At 67.4% G+C, this 18270-nt stretch carries 20 protein-coding genes; 11 read left to right on the forward strand and 9 right to left on the reverse strand.

Annotated features, from left to right (window positions below; all coding sequences use genetic code 11):
- From BPODLACK_RS01525 to BPODLACK_RS01545, 5 genes are all read right to left on the reverse strand, one after another.
- Positions 1 to 1233 (reverse strand): cytochrome P450, encoded by a 1233-nt coding sequence (locus BPODLACK_RS01525; protein ID WP_159404570.1) that lies wholly within the window; start codon positions 1231 to 1233, stop codon positions 1 to 3.
- Positions 1233 to 1469 (reverse strand): ferredoxin, encoded by a 237-nt coding sequence (locus tag BPODLACK_RS01530; RefSeq protein WP_096272936.1) that lies wholly within the window; start codon positions 1467 to 1469, stop codon positions 1233 to 1235. Before BPODLACK_RS01530 ends, BPODLACK_RS01525 begins: the two co-directional genes overlap by 1 nt.
- A 2-nt stretch (positions 1470 to 1471) precedes the next feature.
- Positions 1472 to 2341, reverse strand: a complete 870-nt coding sequence (locus BPODLACK_RS01535) for an SDR family NAD(P)-dependent oxidoreductase (protein WP_024500248.1) — start codon at positions 2339 to 2341, stop codon at positions 1472 to 1474.
- A 362-nt stretch (positions 2342 to 2703) separates the two neighbouring features.
- Positions 2704 to 4197 carry an aldehyde dehydrogenase gene (locus BPODLACK_RS01540; RefSeq protein ID WP_024500249.1) on the reverse strand — a complete coding sequence of 498 codons (1494 nt, stop codon included), beginning with the start codon at positions 4195 to 4197 and terminating at the stop codon, positions 2704 to 2706.
- 196 nt (positions 4198 to 4393) lie between these two features.
- Complete coding sequence (locus tag BPODLACK_RS01545) at positions 4394 to 4822, reverse strand: hypothetical protein (protein ID WP_024500250.1); 429 nt, start codon at positions 4820 to 4822, stop codon at positions 4394 to 4396.
- Positions 4823 to 4895: 73 nt separating this feature from the next.
- Here BPODLACK_RS01545 and BPODLACK_RS01550 point away from each other — a divergent pair, with 73 nt between their 5' ends.
- From BPODLACK_RS01550 to mnhG, 6 genes are read left to right on the forward strand one after another with little or no spacing between them, the layout of a single operon-like run.
- On the forward strand, positions 4896 to 7868 hold the full coding sequence (locus tag BPODLACK_RS01550) for a Na+/H+ antiporter subunit A (protein ID WP_159404571.1): 2973 nt from the start codon (positions 4896 to 4898) through the stop codon (positions 7866 to 7868).
- The gene (locus BPODLACK_RS01555) at positions 7865 to 8554 is read left to right on the forward strand and encodes a Na(+)/H(+) antiporter subunit C (protein WP_096272928.1); all 690 of its coding nucleotides are present in this window, start codon (positions 7865 to 7867) and stop codon (positions 8552 to 8554) included. The genes BPODLACK_RS01550 and BPODLACK_RS01555 overlap by 4 nt, the downstream gene beginning before the upstream one ends.
- On the forward strand, positions 8551 to 10164 hold the full coding sequence (locus BPODLACK_RS01560; protein WP_096272926.1) for a Na+/H+ antiporter subunit D: 1614 nt from the start codon (positions 8551 to 8553) through the stop codon (positions 10162 to 10164). The genes BPODLACK_RS01555 and BPODLACK_RS01560 overlap by 4 nt, the downstream gene beginning before the upstream one ends.
- The gene (locus BPODLACK_RS01565; protein ID WP_096272924.1) at positions 10161 to 10994 is read left to right on the forward strand and encodes a Na+/H+ antiporter subunit E; all 834 of its coding nucleotides are present in this window, start codon (positions 10161 to 10163) and stop codon (positions 10992 to 10994) included. Before BPODLACK_RS01560 ends, BPODLACK_RS01565 begins: the two co-directional genes overlap by 4 nt.
- Complete coding sequence (locus tag BPODLACK_RS01570) at positions 10991 to 11254, forward strand: monovalent cation/H+ antiporter complex subunit F (protein WP_096272922.1); 264 nt, start codon at positions 10991 to 10993, stop codon at positions 11252 to 11254. Before BPODLACK_RS01565 ends, BPODLACK_RS01570 begins: the two co-directional genes overlap by 4 nt.
- 10 nt (positions 11255 to 11264) lie before the next feature.
- Positions 11265 to 11597, forward strand: coding sequence for a monovalent cation/H(+) antiporter subunit G (gene mnhG, locus BPODLACK_RS01575; RefSeq protein WP_096272920.1), 333 nt, complete (start codon positions 11265 to 11267; stop codon positions 11595 to 11597).
- Here the strand turns inward: mnhG and BPODLACK_RS01580 are convergent.
- The 4 genes from BPODLACK_RS01580 to BPODLACK_RS01595 all read right to left on the reverse strand — a co-directional run bounded on the left by BPODLACK_RS01580 (position 11594) and on the right by BPODLACK_RS01595 (position 14442).
- A complete protein-coding gene (locus BPODLACK_RS01580; RefSeq protein ID WP_096272918.1) occupies positions 11594 to 12718 on the reverse strand; it encodes a glutamate--cysteine ligase in 1125 nt (374 codons plus the stop codon). The genes mnhG and BPODLACK_RS01580 overlap by 4 nt on opposite strands.
- 32 nt (positions 12719 to 12750) lie before the next feature.
- Complete coding sequence (locus tag BPODLACK_RS01585) at positions 12751 to 13431, reverse strand: superoxide dismutase family protein (RefSeq protein ID WP_096272916.1); 681 nt, start codon at positions 13429 to 13431, stop codon at positions 12751 to 12753.
- A 133-nt stretch (positions 13432 to 13564) separates the two neighbouring features.
- Positions 13565 to 14050, reverse strand: coding sequence for a LytR C-terminal domain-containing protein (locus BPODLACK_RS01590; RefSeq protein WP_096272914.1), 486 nt, complete (start codon positions 14048 to 14050; stop codon positions 13565 to 13567).
- A gap of 47 nt (positions 14051 to 14097) precedes the next feature.
- Positions 14098 to 14442, reverse strand: coding sequence for a DUF3263 domain-containing protein (locus BPODLACK_RS01595; protein WP_024500253.1), 345 nt, complete (start codon positions 14440 to 14442; stop codon positions 14098 to 14100).
- Between the two features lie 329 nt (positions 14443 to 14771).
- Here BPODLACK_RS01595 and BPODLACK_RS01600 point away from each other — a divergent pair, with 329 nt between their 5' ends.
- The 5 genes from BPODLACK_RS01600 to BPODLACK_RS01620 are packed head-to-tail and all read left to right on the forward strand — an operon-like array spanning position 14772 to position 18244.
- Entirely contained in the window at positions 14772 to 15383 is a 612-nt protein-coding gene (locus BPODLACK_RS01600) for a peptide deformylase (protein WP_024500254.1), read from the forward strand.
- Positions 15384 to 15391: 8 nt separating this feature from the next.
- The gene (locus BPODLACK_RS01605) at positions 15392 to 16417 is read left to right on the forward strand and encodes an N-acetylglutamate synthase, CG3035 family (protein WP_024500255.1); all 1026 of its coding nucleotides are present in this window, start codon (positions 15392 to 15394) and stop codon (positions 16415 to 16417) included.
- On the forward strand, positions 16417 to 17046 hold the full coding sequence (locus BPODLACK_RS01610; RefSeq protein WP_024500256.1) for a ribonuclease domain-containing protein: 630 nt from the start codon (positions 16417 to 16419) through the stop codon (positions 17044 to 17046). The genes BPODLACK_RS01605 and BPODLACK_RS01610 overlap by 1 nt, the downstream gene beginning before the upstream one ends.
- Positions 17043 to 17555, forward strand: a complete 513-nt coding sequence (locus BPODLACK_RS01615) for a barstar family protein (protein WP_159404572.1) — start codon at positions 17043 to 17045, stop codon at positions 17553 to 17555. The genes BPODLACK_RS01610 and BPODLACK_RS01615 overlap by 4 nt, the downstream gene beginning before the upstream one ends.
- A 59-nt stretch (positions 17556 to 17614) precedes the next feature.
- Positions 17615 to 18244 carry a TetR/AcrR family transcriptional regulator gene (locus BPODLACK_RS01620; RefSeq protein WP_024500258.1) on the forward strand — a complete coding sequence of 210 codons (630 nt, stop codon included), beginning with the start codon at positions 17615 to 17617 and terminating at the stop codon, positions 18242 to 18244.
- Positions 18245 to 18270: the final 26 nt, after the last annotated feature.

Below are 18270 nucleotides of genomic sequence, written 5' to 3' on the forward strand. Positions count from 1 at the left end.
TCAGGACTCCGGGGTGAACCGGATCGGCATGCGGACGCAGCCACGCACCTGGCTGGCGTGGAACACCGGCGGATCCGATTCCACGAGCTGGAAATCGGGGATTCGGCGCAGGATCTCTTCGAGCGCGACCGTGAGCTCGATGCGCGCGAGATGTGAACCGAGGCATCGGTGTGCGCCACCGCCGAACGACAGATGGCGGTTCGGCTTACGGGCGATGTCGAGGGCATCGGGGTCCTCGAACTCCTCGTGGTCCCGATTCGCCGAGCAGAGCATCAGGATCAGCTGCTCGCCCGCCGAGATCTTCATCCCGCCCAGTTCGACGTCACGGGTGGCGCGACGCCCGGGCACCACGGCCGCCTCGATGCGCAGGATCTCCTCGACCGCGGTCGGGATCATCAGCTCCGGGTCGTCGATGATCTGCTGTCGCTGCTCGGGATTGTTCACCAGGTGGACGATCGCCCACGCCAGCGAGCCCTGGACGGTGTGCAGGCCGGCGATGAGCAGCAGGAAGAACATGCGGTTCAGCTCTTCGTCGGTCAGCAGCCGGAGTCCGTCCTCGAGCTCCACCTCGGTGTGGATGAGCTGTGAGGTGACGTCGTCGCCCGGGCTCGCGCGGCGCTCGTCGACCATCTTCTGGAAGTAGCCGAGCATCTGCATGCCGGCGATCGCACGAGCTTCCAGCGACTCCTGTTCGGAGCCACCGGGCTTGCCGAACAGCACGACGTCGGTCGCCTCGGTGAACAGCGGCGCGTCCTCGACCGGCCAGTCCATCAGCGCCAGGAAGATCCGAGCCGGGAGTTCGTGGGCGAACTCCGAGATGTATTCGGCCTCACCCTTCTTCGCGAAGCCGTCGAGCAGGTCGTTGACGACACCTCTGATGTCATCGGACAGCTTCTTCATCCGCGCTGGACCGAACAGCGGCTGCAGCGCCTTGCGGTAGCCGGTGTGCTCCGGGGGATCGAGCTCGATCGGGATGAATTTGCCGAAGGCCTCGTTCGTCACCAGGTTGTTGGGGTAGCTCGAGAAGGTCTCCGCGTCGCGCAGGACCTCGTGGATCTCGTCGTAAGAGGTGACGATCCAGTGGCCGCCGTGGGCCGTCGAGTAGACGACCGGTCCCTTCGCGGCGAGTTCTGCGGCAAATTCCTGGAATCGATCGATCGGGGCTGCGATGGACTGGTCGTAGACGTCGAAGTCGACGGTGACGTCCTCGCGGGATCGTTCCGCTGTTGTCATTACTGGTCCTTTGTGGTCGTGGAGTCGGTGGTGAGCAGCGCCAGGGCCCGTTCCGGACACATCGACACCGCCTCGCTCGCCTGAGCCGCCTCGTCCGGGGTGAGAGCGCGTTCCGGAACGACGGGGTCGCCCTGATCGTCGGCGTCGATCAGATCAGGGGCGACCCCGTAGCACAGTCCGTGTCCGGCGCACGCCACGCGATCCACGATGAGAGTGGTGGGCTGCGGGGAGGACATGGTCAGGCGTTCGGGTTCTTCTGCTCGAGGTCCTCGGGGAACCACATGCCGACGCGCGACATGGTGCCGCCGTCGCCCGAGGAGATGACCTGGCCGGACATGTAGGCGGCGTCATCCGAGGCCAGGAACAGGGCGATCTTGGCGTTGTCGACGAGTGACGGCGGGCGGTTCAGCTTGAGCGGGATCGGCGAGACGAACGGGTCCCACGGGCCGGAGACCTCTTCGTAGGACTGGCCGACGACCGGCGAACCGGCGGGCATCAGGAAGTTCGGCGACATGCCGTGGGTCGGTGCGAGGCCGTTGACGCGAATGCCGAAGGGGCCGAGGTCCAGGCTCAGGCCGCGCACGAGGCCGTTGACGCCGGCCTTGGTGGCCGAGTACAGCGCGATCTGGTGGTAGGCGAGGAACGAGGCCGCCGACGAGGTGGCGATGATGGTGCCGCCGCCGTTGCGCTTGAGATGGGGAACCGCGGCCTGGGCGGTGAAGATGACACCGGAGAGGTTGACGCCGAGGACATTGTTCCAGTCCTCCTCGGTCAGGTCCTCGAAGTTGACCTGCTCGCCGCCGGCGACGGTGGGCACGCCACCGCGCGAGACGACTCCCGCATTGGCCCAAGCGATGTCGAGCTTGCCGAACTCGGCGACCGTCTGGTCTACCGCGGCGGTGATCTGGTCCTTCTTGGAGACGTCGGCGGTGATGGCGATCGCCTCGCCACCCTGCTGCTCGACGAGCTTCACGGTCTGCTCGGCGCGATCACCGTCGATGTCGACGACGGCGACCTTGGCACCCTCCGCCGTGAACAGCTGGGAGGACTGACGGCCCAGACCCGAGCCGGCTCCGGTGATGAGTGCGACTTTGCCTTCGAGTTTCATGTTCGATCCTTGCTCTGGGGGGGGTGAGTGGCGATACCTGCCGAGTTCGCGGCCAGGCTGACTGACGCCGTGAAACGAGGTGACTCGCATCGTGACGTGTGAGTCGATGTGATGACCGCCACCTTCGGGCACCACGTTAGATCGTTGAACATGAGACGTCAAGTGATATTTGTCAGCAGCTCAAGGTTTTCTTTTCTCGTTGCCACACAGCTGATTTCAACGACGACGACCAGGCGTGACAGTGTCACGCCTGGTCGTCTGTTTCGTTCCGCGCGCCACCTTGGCGACCCGGAAGGATCGCCACGTTGGCGTCGTTCAGTTGTCGGTCGTGCAGCCGTCGGAGAGGTCCGCCCTCACCCGGTTCAGGACTGCGGGGGCGCCGGTAGGTGCACGGTCTTGATCTCGAAGAACTCCTCGAGACCCTCCGCGCCGCCCTCGCGGCCGACACCGGACTGCTTGTAGCCGCCGAACGGCAGGGTGAAGTCGAGAACAGAGGTGTTCACGTTGACCGTTCCGGTCCGGATGCGTTGCGCGAGTTCGAATCCGCGCTCCACGTCGGCGGTGAAGACGGCACCGGACAAGCCGTAGACGGAGTCGTTGGCGATGGCCACCGCGTCGTCTTCGTCTTCGTAGGTGATGATCGAGATGACGGGACCGAACACCTCTTCCTGGGCGATCGTCATGTCGTTGCGCACGTTGTCGATGATCGTGGGCTGCACGAAGAAGCCCTGATCCCCGACCCTACCGCCGCCGTAGACGACCTCGGCACCCTCGGCCTTGGCCTTCTCGATGTAGCCCTCAACGCGCTCACGGTGACGCTCCGAGGTCAGCGGCCCCAGGAAATTCGTCTGCTCCCAGGGGTTTCCGATCGGGATCATGTCGAGGGCCGCCTTGTACGCCCCGACGATCTCGTCGTGACGCTTGCGCGAGACGAGGACGCGGGTCAGGGCGACACACGCCTGGCCGGACTGCATGCAACCGGCCATCGGCAGGTTGGCCATCACCGTGTTCAGGTCAGCGTCGTCGAGGATGATCGCCGCGGACTTGCCGCCCAGTTCGAGGGACACCTTCGCGACCCGGTCGGCCGCGAGGCTCATGATCCGACGGCCGGTGGCGGTGCTGCCGGTGAAGGTGATGTGGTCGACCTTCGGGTTGACCACGAGCGACTCGGAGACCTCACGGTCGGCGACGAGCACGCTGAGGACGCCCTCGGGGATCACACCCTCTTCGACGAGTTCGGCGACCACGTCGGCGAACACCGACGGCGACAGCGGCGCCTCGGGCGAGGTCTTGAGGACCACCGAGCACCCGGCGGCCAGCGCCGGGATCACCTTGAAGGCGATGCTGCCGATGGGACCGTTCCAGGGGATGATCGCGGCGACGACGCCGGTCGGCTCCTTGACGATGCGGGAGACCCCGCCGTCGGCGCGCGGACGCTCCTCGACGACATTCACCTTGCGCGCCTCGGCGGCCACCGCACGGTACAGGCCGAGCACCATCTGCTGGGTCATCGCGCTGACGGGCGCGGTGACGCCGACCTCGACGATGCCGAGGGTCGTCAGTTCGGGGATCCGCGTCTCGAGGCGGTCGGCGATGGCGTCGATCACGTCGGCACGTTCCGCAGGCGACTTGCGCGCCCATTCACCGCCGTCGAACGATGCCCGGGCCACGTCGACGGCACGCGCCATGTCCTCGGCGGTGGCGGCACGGACGCGGGCCGCGGTGCGCTCGGAGTACGAGTCGACCACGTCGATCCAGTCATTGCCGCTCGATTCGACCCAGCGGCCTCCGATGAAGACTCGGTCGCGGTCGGCGATGGTGGCGAGTGGGTCGGTCGCCTGTTCGGTCGTCGTCATGGAACAGCTCCTCGATGAGTGGATGTGCGGCCCCGGAGTCCAGGGCGGACAACACGGTGACGCAGCGTTGTGAATCGGGTCACAGGAGAGACTAGTAACCGAAAGGCGTTAGGTCAACACCTGACATGTTCTGTCATTTGTCTCGCAGCTTCGGGCACGAGAAAGCCCCCGCCGCAGCGGGGGCCGACGCGCCGGATTACTCCGCGTTCACCAGGTAGAACACCGATGAACCACCACCGGCCGCCTGGGGTGATGCGCCGATCTGGACCCAGAAGGTCGATCCGCCCTTGGACGCGGACAACACGGCGACCGACTGACCACCTTCGGTGGAACGGTGCGATTCGGTGTAGCCGGCGTCGGTGAGCTTCTTCGCCGCCGCGTCGAGCTGGTTGCCGGCATTCGCCGGACCCTGGACGGTGACCTCCCAGCCGTCGGCGCGTGTACCGCTCGCCGAGAGCACGTGCCCGTCGATCAGCGGCACCTGCGTGACGGGAAAATCCGACGGCAGCGGGACACCCTCGGGACCGGCTTGCTCCTCCTCGCCACACCCGGCCAGTGAGCCCGCGACCACCACGATCGAAGCCAGTACCACAAGGAGACGCCAGAGCCAGTCGAACCGGAACATACGGGCAACGGTAAAGTAGTTCCCGCGGGTGTTCGCCCGTGACACCCCGCCGGGAGAAAGACGGAGTGCCCTTTTGATATCCGTGTTGACTGCGTTGGCAGTGTGCGCACTGATAGCGCCCGCAGTCATCCACTGGATCGGCACCCGGGGCTTTTACATCCTCGCGCTCGCGCCGCTCGGCGCCCTGATCTGGGTGATCACCCACTGGCCCGAACCGGAAGCCGACCGCGTCGTCGTGGAGACGGTGAGCTGGGTTCCGTCGCTGCAGATGGACATCGCCACCCGGTTCGACACCCTCGCGGCGATCCTGTCCGTGCTGATCCTCGGGGTGGGCGCCCTCGTGCTCTGCTACTGCGCCCATTACTTCGACGACGCCCGTCCCCGCGTCGCGCTGTTCGGCGGCGAGATGGTCGCGTTCGCCGGTGCCATGTTCGGTCTGGTCGTCTCCGACAACATGCTCGTGCTCTATGTGTTCTGGGAGCTCACGACCGTGCTGTCGTTCATGCTGGTCGGCTTCTACGGCGTCCGCGCGACTGCCCGCCGGTCGGCCACCCAGGCGCTGCTGGTCACCACCTTCGGCGGTCTGGCCATGCTCGTCGGCATCGTCATGCTGGGCGAACGGTCCGGGACCTACCTGCTCTCGGAGATCATCGCGGCGCCGCCGACCGGCGTCTACGTCGACGTCGCGATCGTCCTGCTGCTCGTCGGCGCGCTCAGCAAATCGGCCATCGTCCCGTTCCACTTCTGGCTCCCGGGCGCCATGGCCGCCCCCACCCCGGTCAGCGCGTACCTGCACGCCGCGGCGATGGTGAAGGCCGGCATCTACCTGATCGCGCGGCTGGCCCCGGCCTTCTCGGTCACCGCCAGCTGGCAGGTCGCCGTCGTCGGACTGGGCGCGTTCACGATGGTCCTCGGCGGCTGGCGGTCGCTGCGTGAACTCGACCTCAAGCTCATCCTGGCCTTCGGCACGGTGTCCCAGCTCGGGTTCATGGCCGTGCTCGTCGGCATCGGCGACGCCAACGTGGCCATGGCCGGACTCGCCATGCTCGTCGCGCACGCCATGTTCAAAGCCTCGCTGTTCATGGTCGTCGGCATCATCGACCACGCCACCGGTACCCGCGACATACGTAAACTCGCGCGGCTCGGTCATCGGCTACCCGTGCTCGCCATCACCGCCGCGGTCGCCGGCGCCAGCATGGCCGGCATCCCCTTCACCTTCGGTTTCATCGGCAAGGAAACCGCCTTCGCGTCGGTCTGGGACACCGGCGCCCTCGCCCCCTGGCAGGCCCACACCGTCGACATCGTGCTGCTCGTCGGCTCGATCATCACCTGCGCGTACACGCTCCGTTTCCTGTGGGGGGCCTTCGGTCGCAAGGTGCGGCACACGCCCAGCCCGGCAGTGGCGAAGATGCACGCACCCTCATGGGCCTTCTACCTCTCCCCGGTCGTCCTCGCGGTCGCCGGTGTGGTGGCCGGACTCGTCAGCGGACCGATCGGCGATCTCTTCGAGCCCTACGCCGAGACCCTGAACAGCTACGGCCACGAGATCGAACACCTCGCCCTGTGGCATGGATTCGGCCTCCCGGTGATCTTCTCGATCATCGTCATCGTGGGCGGCGTGATCGCCTTCCTCGGCATCCGCCGAATCCGCGACCGCGTCTTCGGGTTCCGGCCCCTGCTCAACGCCGACCGCATCTACGACGCTGCGCTGCGTTCGGCCGACACCATCTCGCTGCTGCTGACCCGCAACACCCAGCGCGGTTCACTGCCCATCACCCAGGGCGTCATCCTGTGCACGGCGATCCTGCTGCCGACGATCGTCCTGTTCCTCGGCGCGCGCGACCGGCTGCAGGTCGACTACGGCGCCACCGCGGTCCAGGTCGTCATCGGCGGAATCATGATCGCCTCGGCGCTCGCCGCGGTCGTCCTGCGCAATCGTCTCGCCGCGACACTGTTGGTCGGCATCACCGGCTACGGCTGCGGCATGCTGTTCGCGCTCTACGGTGCCCCCGACCTCGCCCTCACCCAGTTCCTGGTGGAGACCCTGACGCTGGTCATCTTCGTGCTCGTGCTGCGCAAGCTGCCCGCCGAGCCGGAGAAGCGGCACGCCACCGCCTTCAAGCCCCTCCGCGCGCTGATCGGTCTCGCATTCGGCGCCATGCTCGTGGTGATCGGTCTGTACGCCGCCTCCGCGCGCTCGACCGAGCCCCTGCACGTCGACCTCCCCGAAGCCGCCTACAAGTACGGGCACGGCGCGAACGCGGTGAACGTGCTCCTGGTCGACATCCGCGCCTGGGACACGATCGGCGAGGTGTCGGTGCTGATCGTCGCGGCGACCGGCGTCGCCTCGATGGTGTTCCGCAACCGACGCTTCGGCGCGGCACCACGCGTCGCCGACGCCATCCGGCTGCAGGCGGGCATCAGTGGCGACGATTCGGACGACGACGATCCGATCCCACCCGACCGCACGACGTGGCTGCTCGGGTCGGGTCTGCGCGACCCGCGGCACCGTTCGATGGTGCTGGAGGCGACGACACGTCTGCTGTTCCCGACGATGGTGGTGCTCTCGGTCTACTTCTTCTACGCCGGCCACAACTCGCCGGGCGGTGGTTTCGCCGGCGGACTCACGGCAGGACTCGCACTCGTCCTGCGGTACCTCGCCGGCGGACGCTACGAGCTCGGTGAGGCCCTGCCGATCGAACCGGGCCGCATCCTGGGCGCGGGTCTGGCGATCTCCGCCACCACCGCGATCACCTCGATGTTCCTCGGGGCCCCGGCGCTCTCGTCGGCCGTCTTCGAGATCACCGTCCCCGTCCTCGGCGACATCAAACTGGTCACCGCGCTGTTCTTCGACCTCGGCATCTACCTCATCGTGATCGGCCTCGTGCTCGACGTGCTGCGCAGTCTCGGTGCGCGACTCGACGTCGAGACGACGATGGCCCGCACCACGGTCCGGTCCCGGACCTCGTCGGAGACGGTCCCGGCCGAATCGGACGAACCGACCGCCGAGAACGTACCGACCGGGAAGGGACAGGTGGCGCGATGAGCACCAACCTCCCGCTCCTGCTGGTCGTCGGATTCATGGCCGCCTGCGGTGTGTACCTGCTGATGGAACGCAGCCTAGTCCGGATGCTGTTCGGCCTGCTCCTGTGCGGCAACGCGCTGAACCTGATGATCATCGTGGTGTCCGGCGGGATGGGCAATCCGCCGATCCTGGGCCGGTCGTCGGAGAACCGTGCAACCGATGCCGACCCGCTCGCACAGGGGATGGTCCTGACCGCGATCGTCATCACCATGGGTGTGGCGGCGTTCGTGCTCGCGCTGGTGTACCGGCTGTTCGTGATCAACCGCGACGACGACGACGTCGAGGACGACGTCGAGGACGTCAAGATCAAGACCGGCACGCTCGACACCGCCCCCGACCGCGACCGCAGCGACGACCCGGTCACCTTGTCCGACACCGTGACCGGCGACTACTTCGACGACGCGGGCAACCCGCTCACCCCCGAGGAGGCCGCCGAGCGGCACTCCGCCCTGCATGAGACCGACATCATGCCGACCGACGCGGACGTCATCGACGAGATCGGTTCCGACGACACCGAGGACGACCCGGACGTCGTTGGCGACAAGGTGCCCGACGACGACTCGGGCGAGCCGAATGTCATCAGCAGCTCCGGGGAGAAGATCGCCGCCGACGACGCAGCACACAGTTCCGAAGGGGGTGACCGATGACTCCGCAGCCGTCCTGGATTCCCGTCCTGATCGCCCTGCCGACGCTGGTGCCCCTGGGCGCCGCCGCGCTCTCGCTGCTGCTGGGCCGGAGCCCCCGGTTCCAGCGCGTGGTCGCCATCGGGGCGATCTCGGTGGCGTTCATCACGTCGTGCCTGCTGCTCTACCTGACCGACCGGCACGGCACCTTCGCCGTCGCGATCGGCGGCTGGGGCGACAAGGGCTACCCCAACGGTCCGCTCGGGATCACGCTGGTCGTCGATCAACTGGCCGCCCTGATGCTCGTCGTCTCGACGATCGTGCTGCTCTGCGTCGTCGTGTACGCGATCGGTCAGGGTATCCGGGACGGCACGGCGCAACAGCCGACGTCGATCTTCCTGCCGACCTACCTCATTCTCACCGCGGGTGTCTGCAACGCCTTCCTCGCCGGCGACCTGTTCAACCTGTACGTGTCCTTCGAGGTGCTCCTCACGGCGAGTTTCGTGCTGCTGACGCTCGGTGCCAGTGAGGAGCGCGTGCGAGCCGGCGCGTCGTACGTGATGGTGTCGATGGTGTCGTCGCTGATCTTCCTGGCCGGCATCGCCTTCGCGTACGCCACGACCGGCACGCTGAACCTCGCGGAGATGGCCGTCCGTCTCGACGACGTCTCCAGCGGTACCCGCAACGCCCTCTACGCCGTGCTGCTGGTCGCCTTCGGCATCAAGGCCGCGGTGTTCCCGCTGTCGACCTGGCTGCCCGACTCCTACCCCACCGCCCCCGCACCGGTCACCGCGGTGTTCGCCGGTCTGCTCACGAAGGTCGGTGTCTACGCGATCGTCCGCGCCCACACCCTGCTGTTCCCCGGCGGGTCGATGGACACGGTGCTGATGGTCGCAGGTCTGCTGACGATGATCGTGGGCATCTTCGGCGCGATCGCACAGTCCGACATCAAACGTCTGCTGTCGTTCACCCTCGTCAGCCACATCGGCTACATGGTCTTCGGTGTCGCCCTGTCGTCGGAACTCGGCATGTCGGCCGCGATCTACTACGTCGCCCACCACATCCTCGTCCAGACCACGTTGTTCCTGGTGGTGGGACTGATCGAACGTCAAGCGGGTTCGGCGTCGCTGCGTCGTCTCGGTGGCCTGATCGCCAGCCCGATCCTCGCCGTCCTGTTCCTGGTCCCGGCCCTCAACCTGGGCGGCATCCCGCCGTTCTCCGGGTTCATCGGCAAGGTCGCCCTTCTCCAGGCCGGCGTCCAGAACGGCTCGGTGCTGGCCTGGATTCTGGTGACCGGTTCGGTCGTGACCAGCCTGCTCACGCTGTATGTGATGGCCCGCATCTGGACCAAGGGTTTCTGGCGGCCACGTGCCGACGCCCCCGAGGGCGAGCTGGCCGACCAGGGACCGTCCGCACTCATCGACGAACGCGACGAGGGCGCCTTCTCCGACCGTGAGGACGTCGGCCGCATGCCGGCGATGATGGTGCTCCCCACGTTCGCGATGGTCGTGGCGGGTCTGGTGCTCACGCTGTGGGCAGGCCCGATCTTCGACTTCACCGACAGTGCCGCGACCGACGTCGTGCACCGCGGCGTGTATGTCGAGGCCGTACTGGGCGGAGGTGAAACACGGTGACCACCGGAGAACCGCACACCGGCAAGCACACGGGGCCGCCGAAGCGGCGCGCGCCCGTGGTCTCCACCAAGGGGCCCGTGCTGTCGCTGGTGATCAACACCTGGCGGGTGTCGCTGCTGTTCCTCTTCTGGCACTTCGTCAGTGCCCTGGTGTGGCTGCGCAATCACACGAGCCTGCCCACGTGGCTCGGCGGCGACAGCCGCGAGGTCGCGGTCCGGCTCTGGACCATCGCCTGGCTGACCTTCGTGTGGGTCTTGTTGTGGGGCACCGTCTCCTGGGCGAACGTCATCGGCGGTGTCGTCCTGGCGATCACGGTGCTCACCGTGCTGCCGCTGCCCCGCGTGCCCGTCGAGGGCCGTATCCATCCGTTGTCGGTGGCGCGGCTCCTCGTCCGGATGGTCGTCGACTTCTTCGTCTCGAGTGTGCAGATCGGCTGGATGGCCCTGCGTCCCGGCCGTCCGCCGCTCGGCGCGGTCGTGCGAGTCCGGGTGGCGATCAAGTCGGACATGGTTCTCACTCTCGCCGTCGACTACCTGAACCTCGTGCCGGGCACGATGGTGCTCGAGATCGACCACCGGCGGCGCATGCTGTACGTCCATGTCTTCGACGTCCGCTCGGAGAAGAAGGTGCGCGCCTTCTACGACCAGGTGGCGTATGTCGAGCGCATGTTCATCAAGGCCTTCGAGCGCGACAGCGAATGGCATCCCAGCCCGTACCACGGCATCGACGAGGACTTCCATCACGTGCGGCCCATCGAACCGGTCGACGGCGCCCCACCGGCCGAAGAACCTGACCGGACCACGGGCCGGTCGGATCGAGGGGAGTCATGAGCGTGGTGTGGACGATCGTGGCGGCGATGCTGTTGCTCGCCGCGGTCCTGACGACGATCGCGATCCTGCGGGGTCCGACGACACTCGACCGCCTGGTCGCGCTCGACGTACTGATCGCCCTGTGCATGTGTGGCCTCGGTGCGTGGGCGGCCTACAGCCGGGACTCGACCGTCGTGCCGGCCATCGTCGCGCTGTCGTTGGTCAGCTTCGTGGGATCGGTGTCGATCGCACGCTTCCGTGTGCGGGATGACCAGACATGACGGTGAAGAAATGATTGTGGACATCGTCAGCGCGACGCTGATTCTCGTCGGCTGCCTCCTGGCGGTCACCGCGGCCATCGGCCTGGTCCGGTTCCCGGACACGCTGAGCCGAATGCATGCGGCCACCAAACCGCAGACCTTCGGCCTGCTGCTGGTCCTGATCGGTGCCGTCGTGCGACTCGGCGACAGTGTCGACAGTGGAATGCTCATCCTGGCCGGACTCTTCGCGCTGATCACCGCACCCGTGGTCGCACACCGGATCGGACGCCTGGCGTATCAGGAGCAGCGTGCCCGCGACGGCCTCATCGAGGAGCGGGACATGGAGTCACCCGACCGGGATTAACCGCCCAGTTCGGCCACGACCGATGCGACGACGTCGCGCATCGAGTGGGTGTCGCGGTACACCGCGCGCTGCCGCTGATAGCTGGCGCCCTGCGCGATGATGTTCTCGATCCCGGCGAGTTCGTCGACGCAGTCGAGGTCGCGCGCGATCGGCTGTAGGCGTTCGAGCAGGTCGTGGAGATCCTCGGTGACGAGTCTCTCGGTGCAGTCCGCGTCGAGGATGACGATGGCCTCGAGGCCGTAACGCGCTGCCCGCCACTTGTTCTCCTGAACGAGCCAGGGCGCCATCGTCGGCAGCGTCTCCCCCGCGGAGAACCGACGGTCGAGATCGACGACGAGACAGTGGATCAGTGCGACGATCGCCGAGAGCTCACCGAGGTTGGTCATGCCGTCGCAGACCCGCACCTCGATGGTGCCGAGATGCGGCGACGGGCGGATGTCCCAGCGGATCTCGTTGAGATGGTCGATGATCCCGGTCGTCTTCTGGTCGGCGACGAAAGCCTCGAACTGTTCCCAGGTCTCGAACTGGAACGGCAGCCCCGCGGTCGGGAGCTGCTGGAACATCATCGCGCGGTTGCTGGCGTAGCCGGTGTCCTGGCCGGCCCACATCGGCGACGACGAGGACAGCGCCAGCAGATGCGGATAGTAGTTCAGCAGGGCGTCGAGGATCGGGAGCACCTTGTCGCGGTGGCTGATCCCGACGTGGACGTGGACGCCCCAGATGAGCATCTGCCGACCCCACCACTGGGTGCGCTCGATGAGCTCGGCGTACCGGTGCCCTTCGGTCAGCAGTTGGGTCGAGTACTCGGCGAACGGATGGGTGCCCGCGCCGTAGAGGTCGACGCCGAGTTCTTCGGTCAGTACCCGCACGATGCCGAGCGTGTCGGTGAGATCCGCGACCGCCTCACCGGTCGTCCGGCAGATGCCGGTCACCAGCTCGACGGTGTTGCGGAGCAGCTCCTTGTGGATCTTCCCCAGACGTTCCGGGTGATGCTCCTCGACCGCGGCGAAGAGCGCCGCCGCCGAGTTCGACAGATCGCCGGTGACCTTGTCGGTCAGCGCGAATTCCCACTCGACCCCCAGAGTGGGGGACGGCGACCCGTCGAACTCGATCGGTGTCATGGACGGCCGCGATCGCTGTCGGATCGCGGTGCCTAGCTCTTCTCTTCGATGACGCCGCAGGCGATGCGGGAGCCGGCGTCACCGGTCTTCAGGGTGTCTTCCTTCGGTCCACCCGGGTACTTGTCGGCCGGGATGTTGCCGAAGTTGTCGGCCTTCTCGTGGATCATGATGGCCTTGCCGAAGACCTGCTGGAGCTTCACCGCGTCGGTCGTGGTGACCGTTCGGCCGGTGTGATCCTTCAGGATGTTGATCGAGACCAGGTCACCGCTCGCGGGGTGGCTGGTGTTGCCGTTGACCTGCAGGTGCCCACCCGCCGAGGTGAAGGCCTGTGCCCCGCCTGCACCGGCGTCGCAGGTGCCGTTCTCGTGGATGTGCATGCCGTGGAAGCCGGCCGGGAGGTCACCGTCGGTGATGCGGACGCTGACCGTGACCGCACCCTCGCTCTGGCTCTCGGCCGAGAAGGTGGCCTCGCCGACGACCTTGCCGGAGGCGTCCTTGATCTCGGCGACCGCGGTCTGGCCGCTGGGCTCGCTGTCCACGTCGTCCTCGGCACCCGGGGGCAGCGGTTTGTCGGAGACCACCGGCGGGGTCGTGCCGGGGACATCAGTGGGGTTCTGGTCGGGGCTACATCCGGCCAGGGCCACTCCGATCAGTCCCGCGGAAGCCAGCGCGGCGAGGGCGCGCGACGCGGTGAGTTTCGAACGTCCGGACATGTCACTCCTTGATCACTGTCACCGGGTCTGCGCCCGGTTGGGGCGGTTCACTGGGCGTCGGCCCAACGGTGCGCGACAACTACAGGCGCGCTGTTGAATTGTGGATGCTTCGACGATAGTCCGGCCTCGTGCGTCACGATCCACTGACCGCGGTCACCACGATGACCGGGAGCCCGCCCTTGCACCGGGTGAACGAGCTGGGACGCTCCTCTACGGAGACGGTGCCGCCCAACGCCTCCGCGAGCTGCTCGGCCTGCGCCTTGTCGGAGTCCTCGTCGTAGAAGACCGTGTTCTCGCTGAAGCCACCCGCGGTGTAGTTGCCGGGCTGGGCCATCGTGTAGCCCTTCTCCTTCAGCAGGTCGGTCACGTCCGACGCGAGTCCGGACACCTGGCCGGCGTTGATGACGCACACGCGCTTCGCCGACGCCGCGGCAGAGGTCGACGACGGGGTCGCTGCGGTGGGCGTCGAGGTGGCGGTCGCGGTCGTCTCGGTCTGGGGATCGCTTCCCGAGGTCGCCGCGGAATGCCAGCCGAGCCCGATGAAGACGACGGCCACTGCGAAGAGCATCATCGCCCCCGCGCGCAGCGGGAGGCGATTGGGCTCACGGTCTGCATTCATCACCGACGACCTTAACGCACCTCGGGTGGCTGACCGGGGTCAGCGTCTCAGGTGATCTCGAAGCCCAGACGACGCGCGGCGCGGGCCTTCTGGCGCGACGCACGGAGACGGCGGAGTCGCTTGACGAGCATGGGATCCGCGGCCAGCGCCTCAGGACGGTCCACCAGCGCGTTGAGCACCTGGTAGTACCGGGTCGCCGAGAGACCGAACAGTTCCTTGATCGCTTCTTCCTTGGCGCCGGCGTACTTCCACCACTGCCGCTCGAAGGCCAGGATGTCGTGTTCCCTGCGCGTCAGTCCGTCCGCACCGACCTCGTGCGGATCGAGCTGGGCTCCGTTGTCGGGGGTGGGTTGATCGCCTTCGTTCTGGCTACGCGCGACTGCGCCGTCCATCTCACTCCCTCACCGATGAAACCTGATGACCCTCACACCGTCGCCGACGTGCGCCGAGCCGGCGGACCGACCCGAGTTGACCGACTCGAGATTCCGGGACATGGCGACGAATCACAACAGTGTGGTTCGCAGACAATCTAACCACGGTCACGCCGTCCGATCGCGCTGTGACTCGCCACGACGCTCGGTCGGTCGAGACCACGCGTGAGCTGTCGCTGTAAGCCTCACCTCACCACGTTCACGTCGATCCGGGGAATCGGATGATTTCCGGACTGTGGCGCCGTACCCGGCGTCGTTCCGGCGCCCTGAGCAGCTATAGGGTGATCGGCATGGCGATTCTCCCGATCTGCATCGTGGGCGAGCCGGTGCTCCACCAGCCCACCTCCCCGGTCCCGCTCGACGCGGACGGCCGTCCGTCGCAAGAGGTCATCACCCTCCTCGACGACATGTACGAGACCATGGACGCGGCCCGTGGCGTGGGGCTGGCGGCCAACCAGGTCGGGGTCGGGTCCCGGATGTTCGTCTACGACTGCCCCGACGGCGACCGCATGGCCACCCGACGCCGCGGCGAGGTCATCAACCCGGTCCTCGAGACCTCCGAGATCCCCGAGACCATGCCCGATCCCGACGACAACGACGAGGGCTGCCTGTCCGTGCCGGGCGAGCAGTTCCCCACCGGCCGCGCCGACTGGGCACGCGTCACCGGCGTCGACCGGACCGGCGCCGAGGTCGTCATCGAGGGCAACGGCTTCTTCGCCCGCATGCTGCAGCACGAGGTGGGACACCTTGACGGGTTCCTCTACGTCGACGTGCTCGTCGGCCGCAACGCGCGGGCCGCGAAGAAGGCCATCAAGCGCAACAAATGGGGTGTCCCCGGGCTGACCTGGCTGCCGGGCACCGTCGCCGACCCCTTCGGGCACGACGACGAAGACGAGGACTGACCCACCAGGTGACTGTCTCGCTGTCGGGTGCCGTCGTCGGCGACCGGGTCGTCGTGCGCTATCTGCTGGGTTCCACGACACCCGCCGACTGGCGCGGCAATCCCGATGCCGCACAGTCGGATGTGACCGGCATCCTCGTCGACGACGCGGATCCCTTGCGGCTCGAGCGTGACGGCGAGGTGGTGTCGATCCCAGTCGCGACGGTGACATCGGTCCGGCTCCTCTCGGCACGTCCGGTGCGCAACAGGGAGATCCGCACACTCGAAGAGGCAGCGGCCCGTGCCTGGCCCGGCGTGGAGACCGCATGGATCGCCGGCTGGTTCCTCCGCGCCGGACTCGGCTTCACCCGCCGCGCCAATTCAGCTGTCCCACTGGACATGTCGGCCCATCCCGACGCGACCACGCTGCAGCGGATCGCTCGCTGGTACGCCGACCGCGACCTGCCGCCGCTCCTGGCGCTGCCCGACCGGCTGATGAAGGCATCGACCATCGGCGGCGTGGAGGACATCGAGGTACAGACGCTGACCTGCGACCTCGCGTCACTCACCGAGCGCCTCGCCGATTCACGGTCGGACGCGGTGCGGCTCGCGGACGAACCGGATGCGGCGTGGCTCGACGCCTACGCCGGACACCGAGCCGACGCCGACACCGACGTGGTCCGGCAGGTGGTGACAGCGGGTGACGAACCGCTGGTGTTCGCGTCGATCGATGCGGGCGGCACCGCGGCAGCTATCGGCCGGGGCATCGTCACCCAGGCCGCCGACGGCCGGAAGTGGCTGGGGCTCTCCGCATTGTGGACCGACCCCGCACGACGCCGCGCCGGCCTCTCCACCCAGGTGCTCGCCGAACTGGTGGCCTGGGGAGCCGAGAATGACGCCGACGCCGCCTGTCTGCAGGTCGAGACCACCAATCGCTCTGCCGGAGCGTGGTATCGGCGGCTCGGATTCGGCCTCCACCACGCCTACCGCTACCTGACCCCCGAGATCCCCTCCACCGACATCCCCACCGAGGACATCCCCACCGAGGACCACTGATGGCCCGCCGTTCACGTTCCCGTTCGACGCCCAGCGTCGCCCAGCGCCGGCGGCAGGCCGCGATCACCGTGGCCGCGTTCGTGATCATCGGGCTCGTCTTCGCGATCACGTGGTTCATCAACAACAGCCGCGACTCGAGCGCGGACGACATGCGTACGGCTGCGGCGTCGTCCACGACCAAGGCCACGAAGTCCAAGGCATCGAAGGCCGCGACCACAACCAAGACGACCACAATCAGGACGACCACCACCAAGACGTCGAGGCCGAAGACGTCCACGGCCCGGACGGCGACGAAGACCTCCAGGGCGTCGAAGACCTCGAAAACACCTGCTCCCGCATCGATTCCGGCGCACGTCACCCGCACGCTGGCGTACATCGACGCGGGCGAATGGCCCGAGGCCGCCCGGGCGCCGGGCACGAAGGGCGGAATGACCTTCCGCAACAACGAGGGTCATCTCCCGGCCACCGACGCGAACGACCGCCGGATCACATACCGAGAGTGGGACGTGAATCCCAAGGCCCCCAACCGCGGCCGGGATGCCGAGCGGATCGTCACCGGCAGTGACGGTTCCGCCTGGTACACCGCCGACCACTACCGCTCGTTCATCCAGATCCGAGGACCGTCATGACCGCGCCGCACGACGATTCGTTCATCGAGGACCTCCGCGCGTTCCTCGCCGGCGTAGGCCAAGACGGCCCCGCCGTCGCCGTCACGACCGCGCCGAGACTTCCCGATCTCGAGCCCGACACCCGCATCCGCACGGTCAGCGGCACCACCGCGACCGACCTCGGTGGCCTGTACACCTCCTTCGCCCGCGTCTGGGATTTCCCGGACCACTTCGGGCGCAACAAGGATGCTTTCGACGACTGCATGCGGGATCTCGAAACCGCAGCCGCCGAGGGCGACGCCCCGTCGACGATCGTCGTCCACATCGCCCAGGCGCATCGGTTGCTGGATTCCGACGACGCAGGCTTCACATGGTTCGCGCAGTCCGTCGAGTTCTACCGCGATGAGTATCAAGATGGTGGACGCACCTTCGCGGTGATCCTGTCGACCTCGGATTCTCGTCTGGGCGAGGTGCGCTCCCGCTGGTCCGATGCGGGTGTGGCAATCACGGACCTGTCGAACCTCCGCTGATCAGGCCACGCCGGGTCGTGGCCCACCATGGCGTCGGACCGTCGTAACCTGGGGCGGAGATGACTACAGAACCGGCACGACGCGGCCGAGGCCGCCCTCCCGGCCCTCCGGTGGACCTCGACGCCCGTCGCGAGGAGCTACTCGACGCGGCCGAGGCCGCGATCCGCAGCTCCGGGGCGGAGGTCGGACTCGCCGAGGTCGCCAAGGCGGCCGGACTCACCCGCTCGGCGGTGTACGCGGCGTTCGCCGACCGGGACGCGCTCATGAATGCCCTGGCGGCGCGGCATGCGCGGAAGATCGTGGAGAAGCTCACCGTCGTGGTCAGCGGAACCATCGAACCGGCCGATCAGACGCGCGCCGCCATCGACATCCTGGCCGAATGGTTCGACACCGAACCCCAACTCGCCCAGCTCCTCACCGGCCGGCTCGACCAGTCCGCCGACGGGGAGTCCGGGGCCGTGGTCAGCGCGATCGCCGAGATCCTGCGCGCAGGCTTCCGCGCACGTGGTGGCGACGACGCCCCCGCCGATTCCTGGGCGCACGCGCTCGTGGGCGCGGTCTCGTCGACGGTGAGCTGGTGGTCGCGCACCCGGTCGATCCCGCGGTCGACGCTGGTCGATCACCTCCATCTCCTCATCTGGTCCGGTTTCGAAGGCGTCGACAGCAGGGCGAACGCCCGCAACCCTTGACCACAACCCATCAAAAAGACACACTG

This window comes from Gordonia sp. YY1 (assembly GCF_009872315.1).
GTDB lineage: Bacteria > Actinomycetota > Actinomycetes > Mycobacteriales > Mycobacteriaceae > Gordonia > Gordonia amicalis.

Coding starts and splice junctions, on each gene's coding strand:
- BPODLACK_RS01610 (WP_024500256.1), top strand. CDS start 16,417: ATGGCCCGCCGTTCACGTTCCCGTTCGACGCCCAGCGTCGCCCAGCGC.
- BPODLACK_RS01540 (WP_024500249.1), bottom strand. CDS start 4,197: ATGACGACGACCGAACAGGCGACCGACCCACTCGCCACCATCGCCGAC.
- mnhG (WP_096272920.1), top strand. CDS start 11,265: ATGATTGTGGACATCGTCAGCGCGACGCTGATTCTCGTCGGCTGCCTC.
- BPODLACK_RS01600 (WP_024500254.1), top strand. CDS start 14,772: ATGGCGATTCTCCCGATCTGCATCGTGGGCGAGCCGGTGCTCCACCAG.
- BPODLACK_RS01580 (WP_096272918.1), bottom strand. CDS start 12,718: ATGACACCGATCGAGTTCGACGGGTCGCCGTCCCCCACTCTGGGGGTC.
- BPODLACK_RS01525 (WP_159404570.1), bottom strand. CDS start 1,233: ATGACAACAGCGGAACGATCCCGCGAGGACGTCACCGTCGACTTCGAC.
- BPODLACK_RS01570 (WP_096272922.1), top strand. CDS start 10,991: ATGAGCGTGGTGTGGACGATCGTGGCGGCGATGCTGTTGCTCGCCGCG.
- BPODLACK_RS01545 (WP_024500250.1), bottom strand. CDS start 4,822: ATGTTCCGGTTCGACTGGCTCTGGCGTCTCCTTGTGGTACTGGCTTCG.
- BPODLACK_RS01585 (WP_096272916.1), bottom strand. CDS start 13,431: ATGTCCGGACGTTCGAAACTCACCGCGTCGCGCGCCCTCGCCGCGCTG.
- BPODLACK_RS01535 (WP_024500248.1), bottom strand. CDS start 2,341: ATGAAACTCGAAGGCAAAGTCGCACTCATCACCGGAGCCGGCTCGGGT.
- BPODLACK_RS01555 (WP_096272928.1), top strand. CDS start 7,865: ATGAGCACCAACCTCCCGCTCCTGCTGGTCGTCGGATTCATGGCCGCC.
- BPODLACK_RS01595 (WP_024500253.1), bottom strand. CDS start 14,442: ATGGACGGCGCAGTCGCGCGTAGCCAGAACGAAGGCGATCAACCCACC.
- BPODLACK_RS01615 (WP_159404572.1), top strand. CDS start 17,043: ATGACCGCGCCGCACGACGATTCGTTCATCGAGGACCTCCGCGCGTTC.
- BPODLACK_RS01530 (WP_096272936.1), bottom strand. CDS start 1,469: ATGTCCTCCCCGCAGCCCACCACTCTCATCGTGGATCGCGTGGCGTGC.
- BPODLACK_RS01620 (WP_024500258.1), top strand. CDS start 17,615: ATGACTACAGAACCGGCACGACGCGGCCGAGGCCGCCCTCCCGGCCCT.
- BPODLACK_RS01560 (WP_096272926.1), top strand. CDS start 8,551: ATGACTCCGCAGCCGTCCTGGATTCCCGTCCTGATCGCCCTGCCGACG.
- BPODLACK_RS01590 (WP_096272914.1), bottom strand. CDS start 14,050: ATGAATGCAGACCGTGAGCCCAATCGCCTCCCGCTGCGCGCGGGGGCG.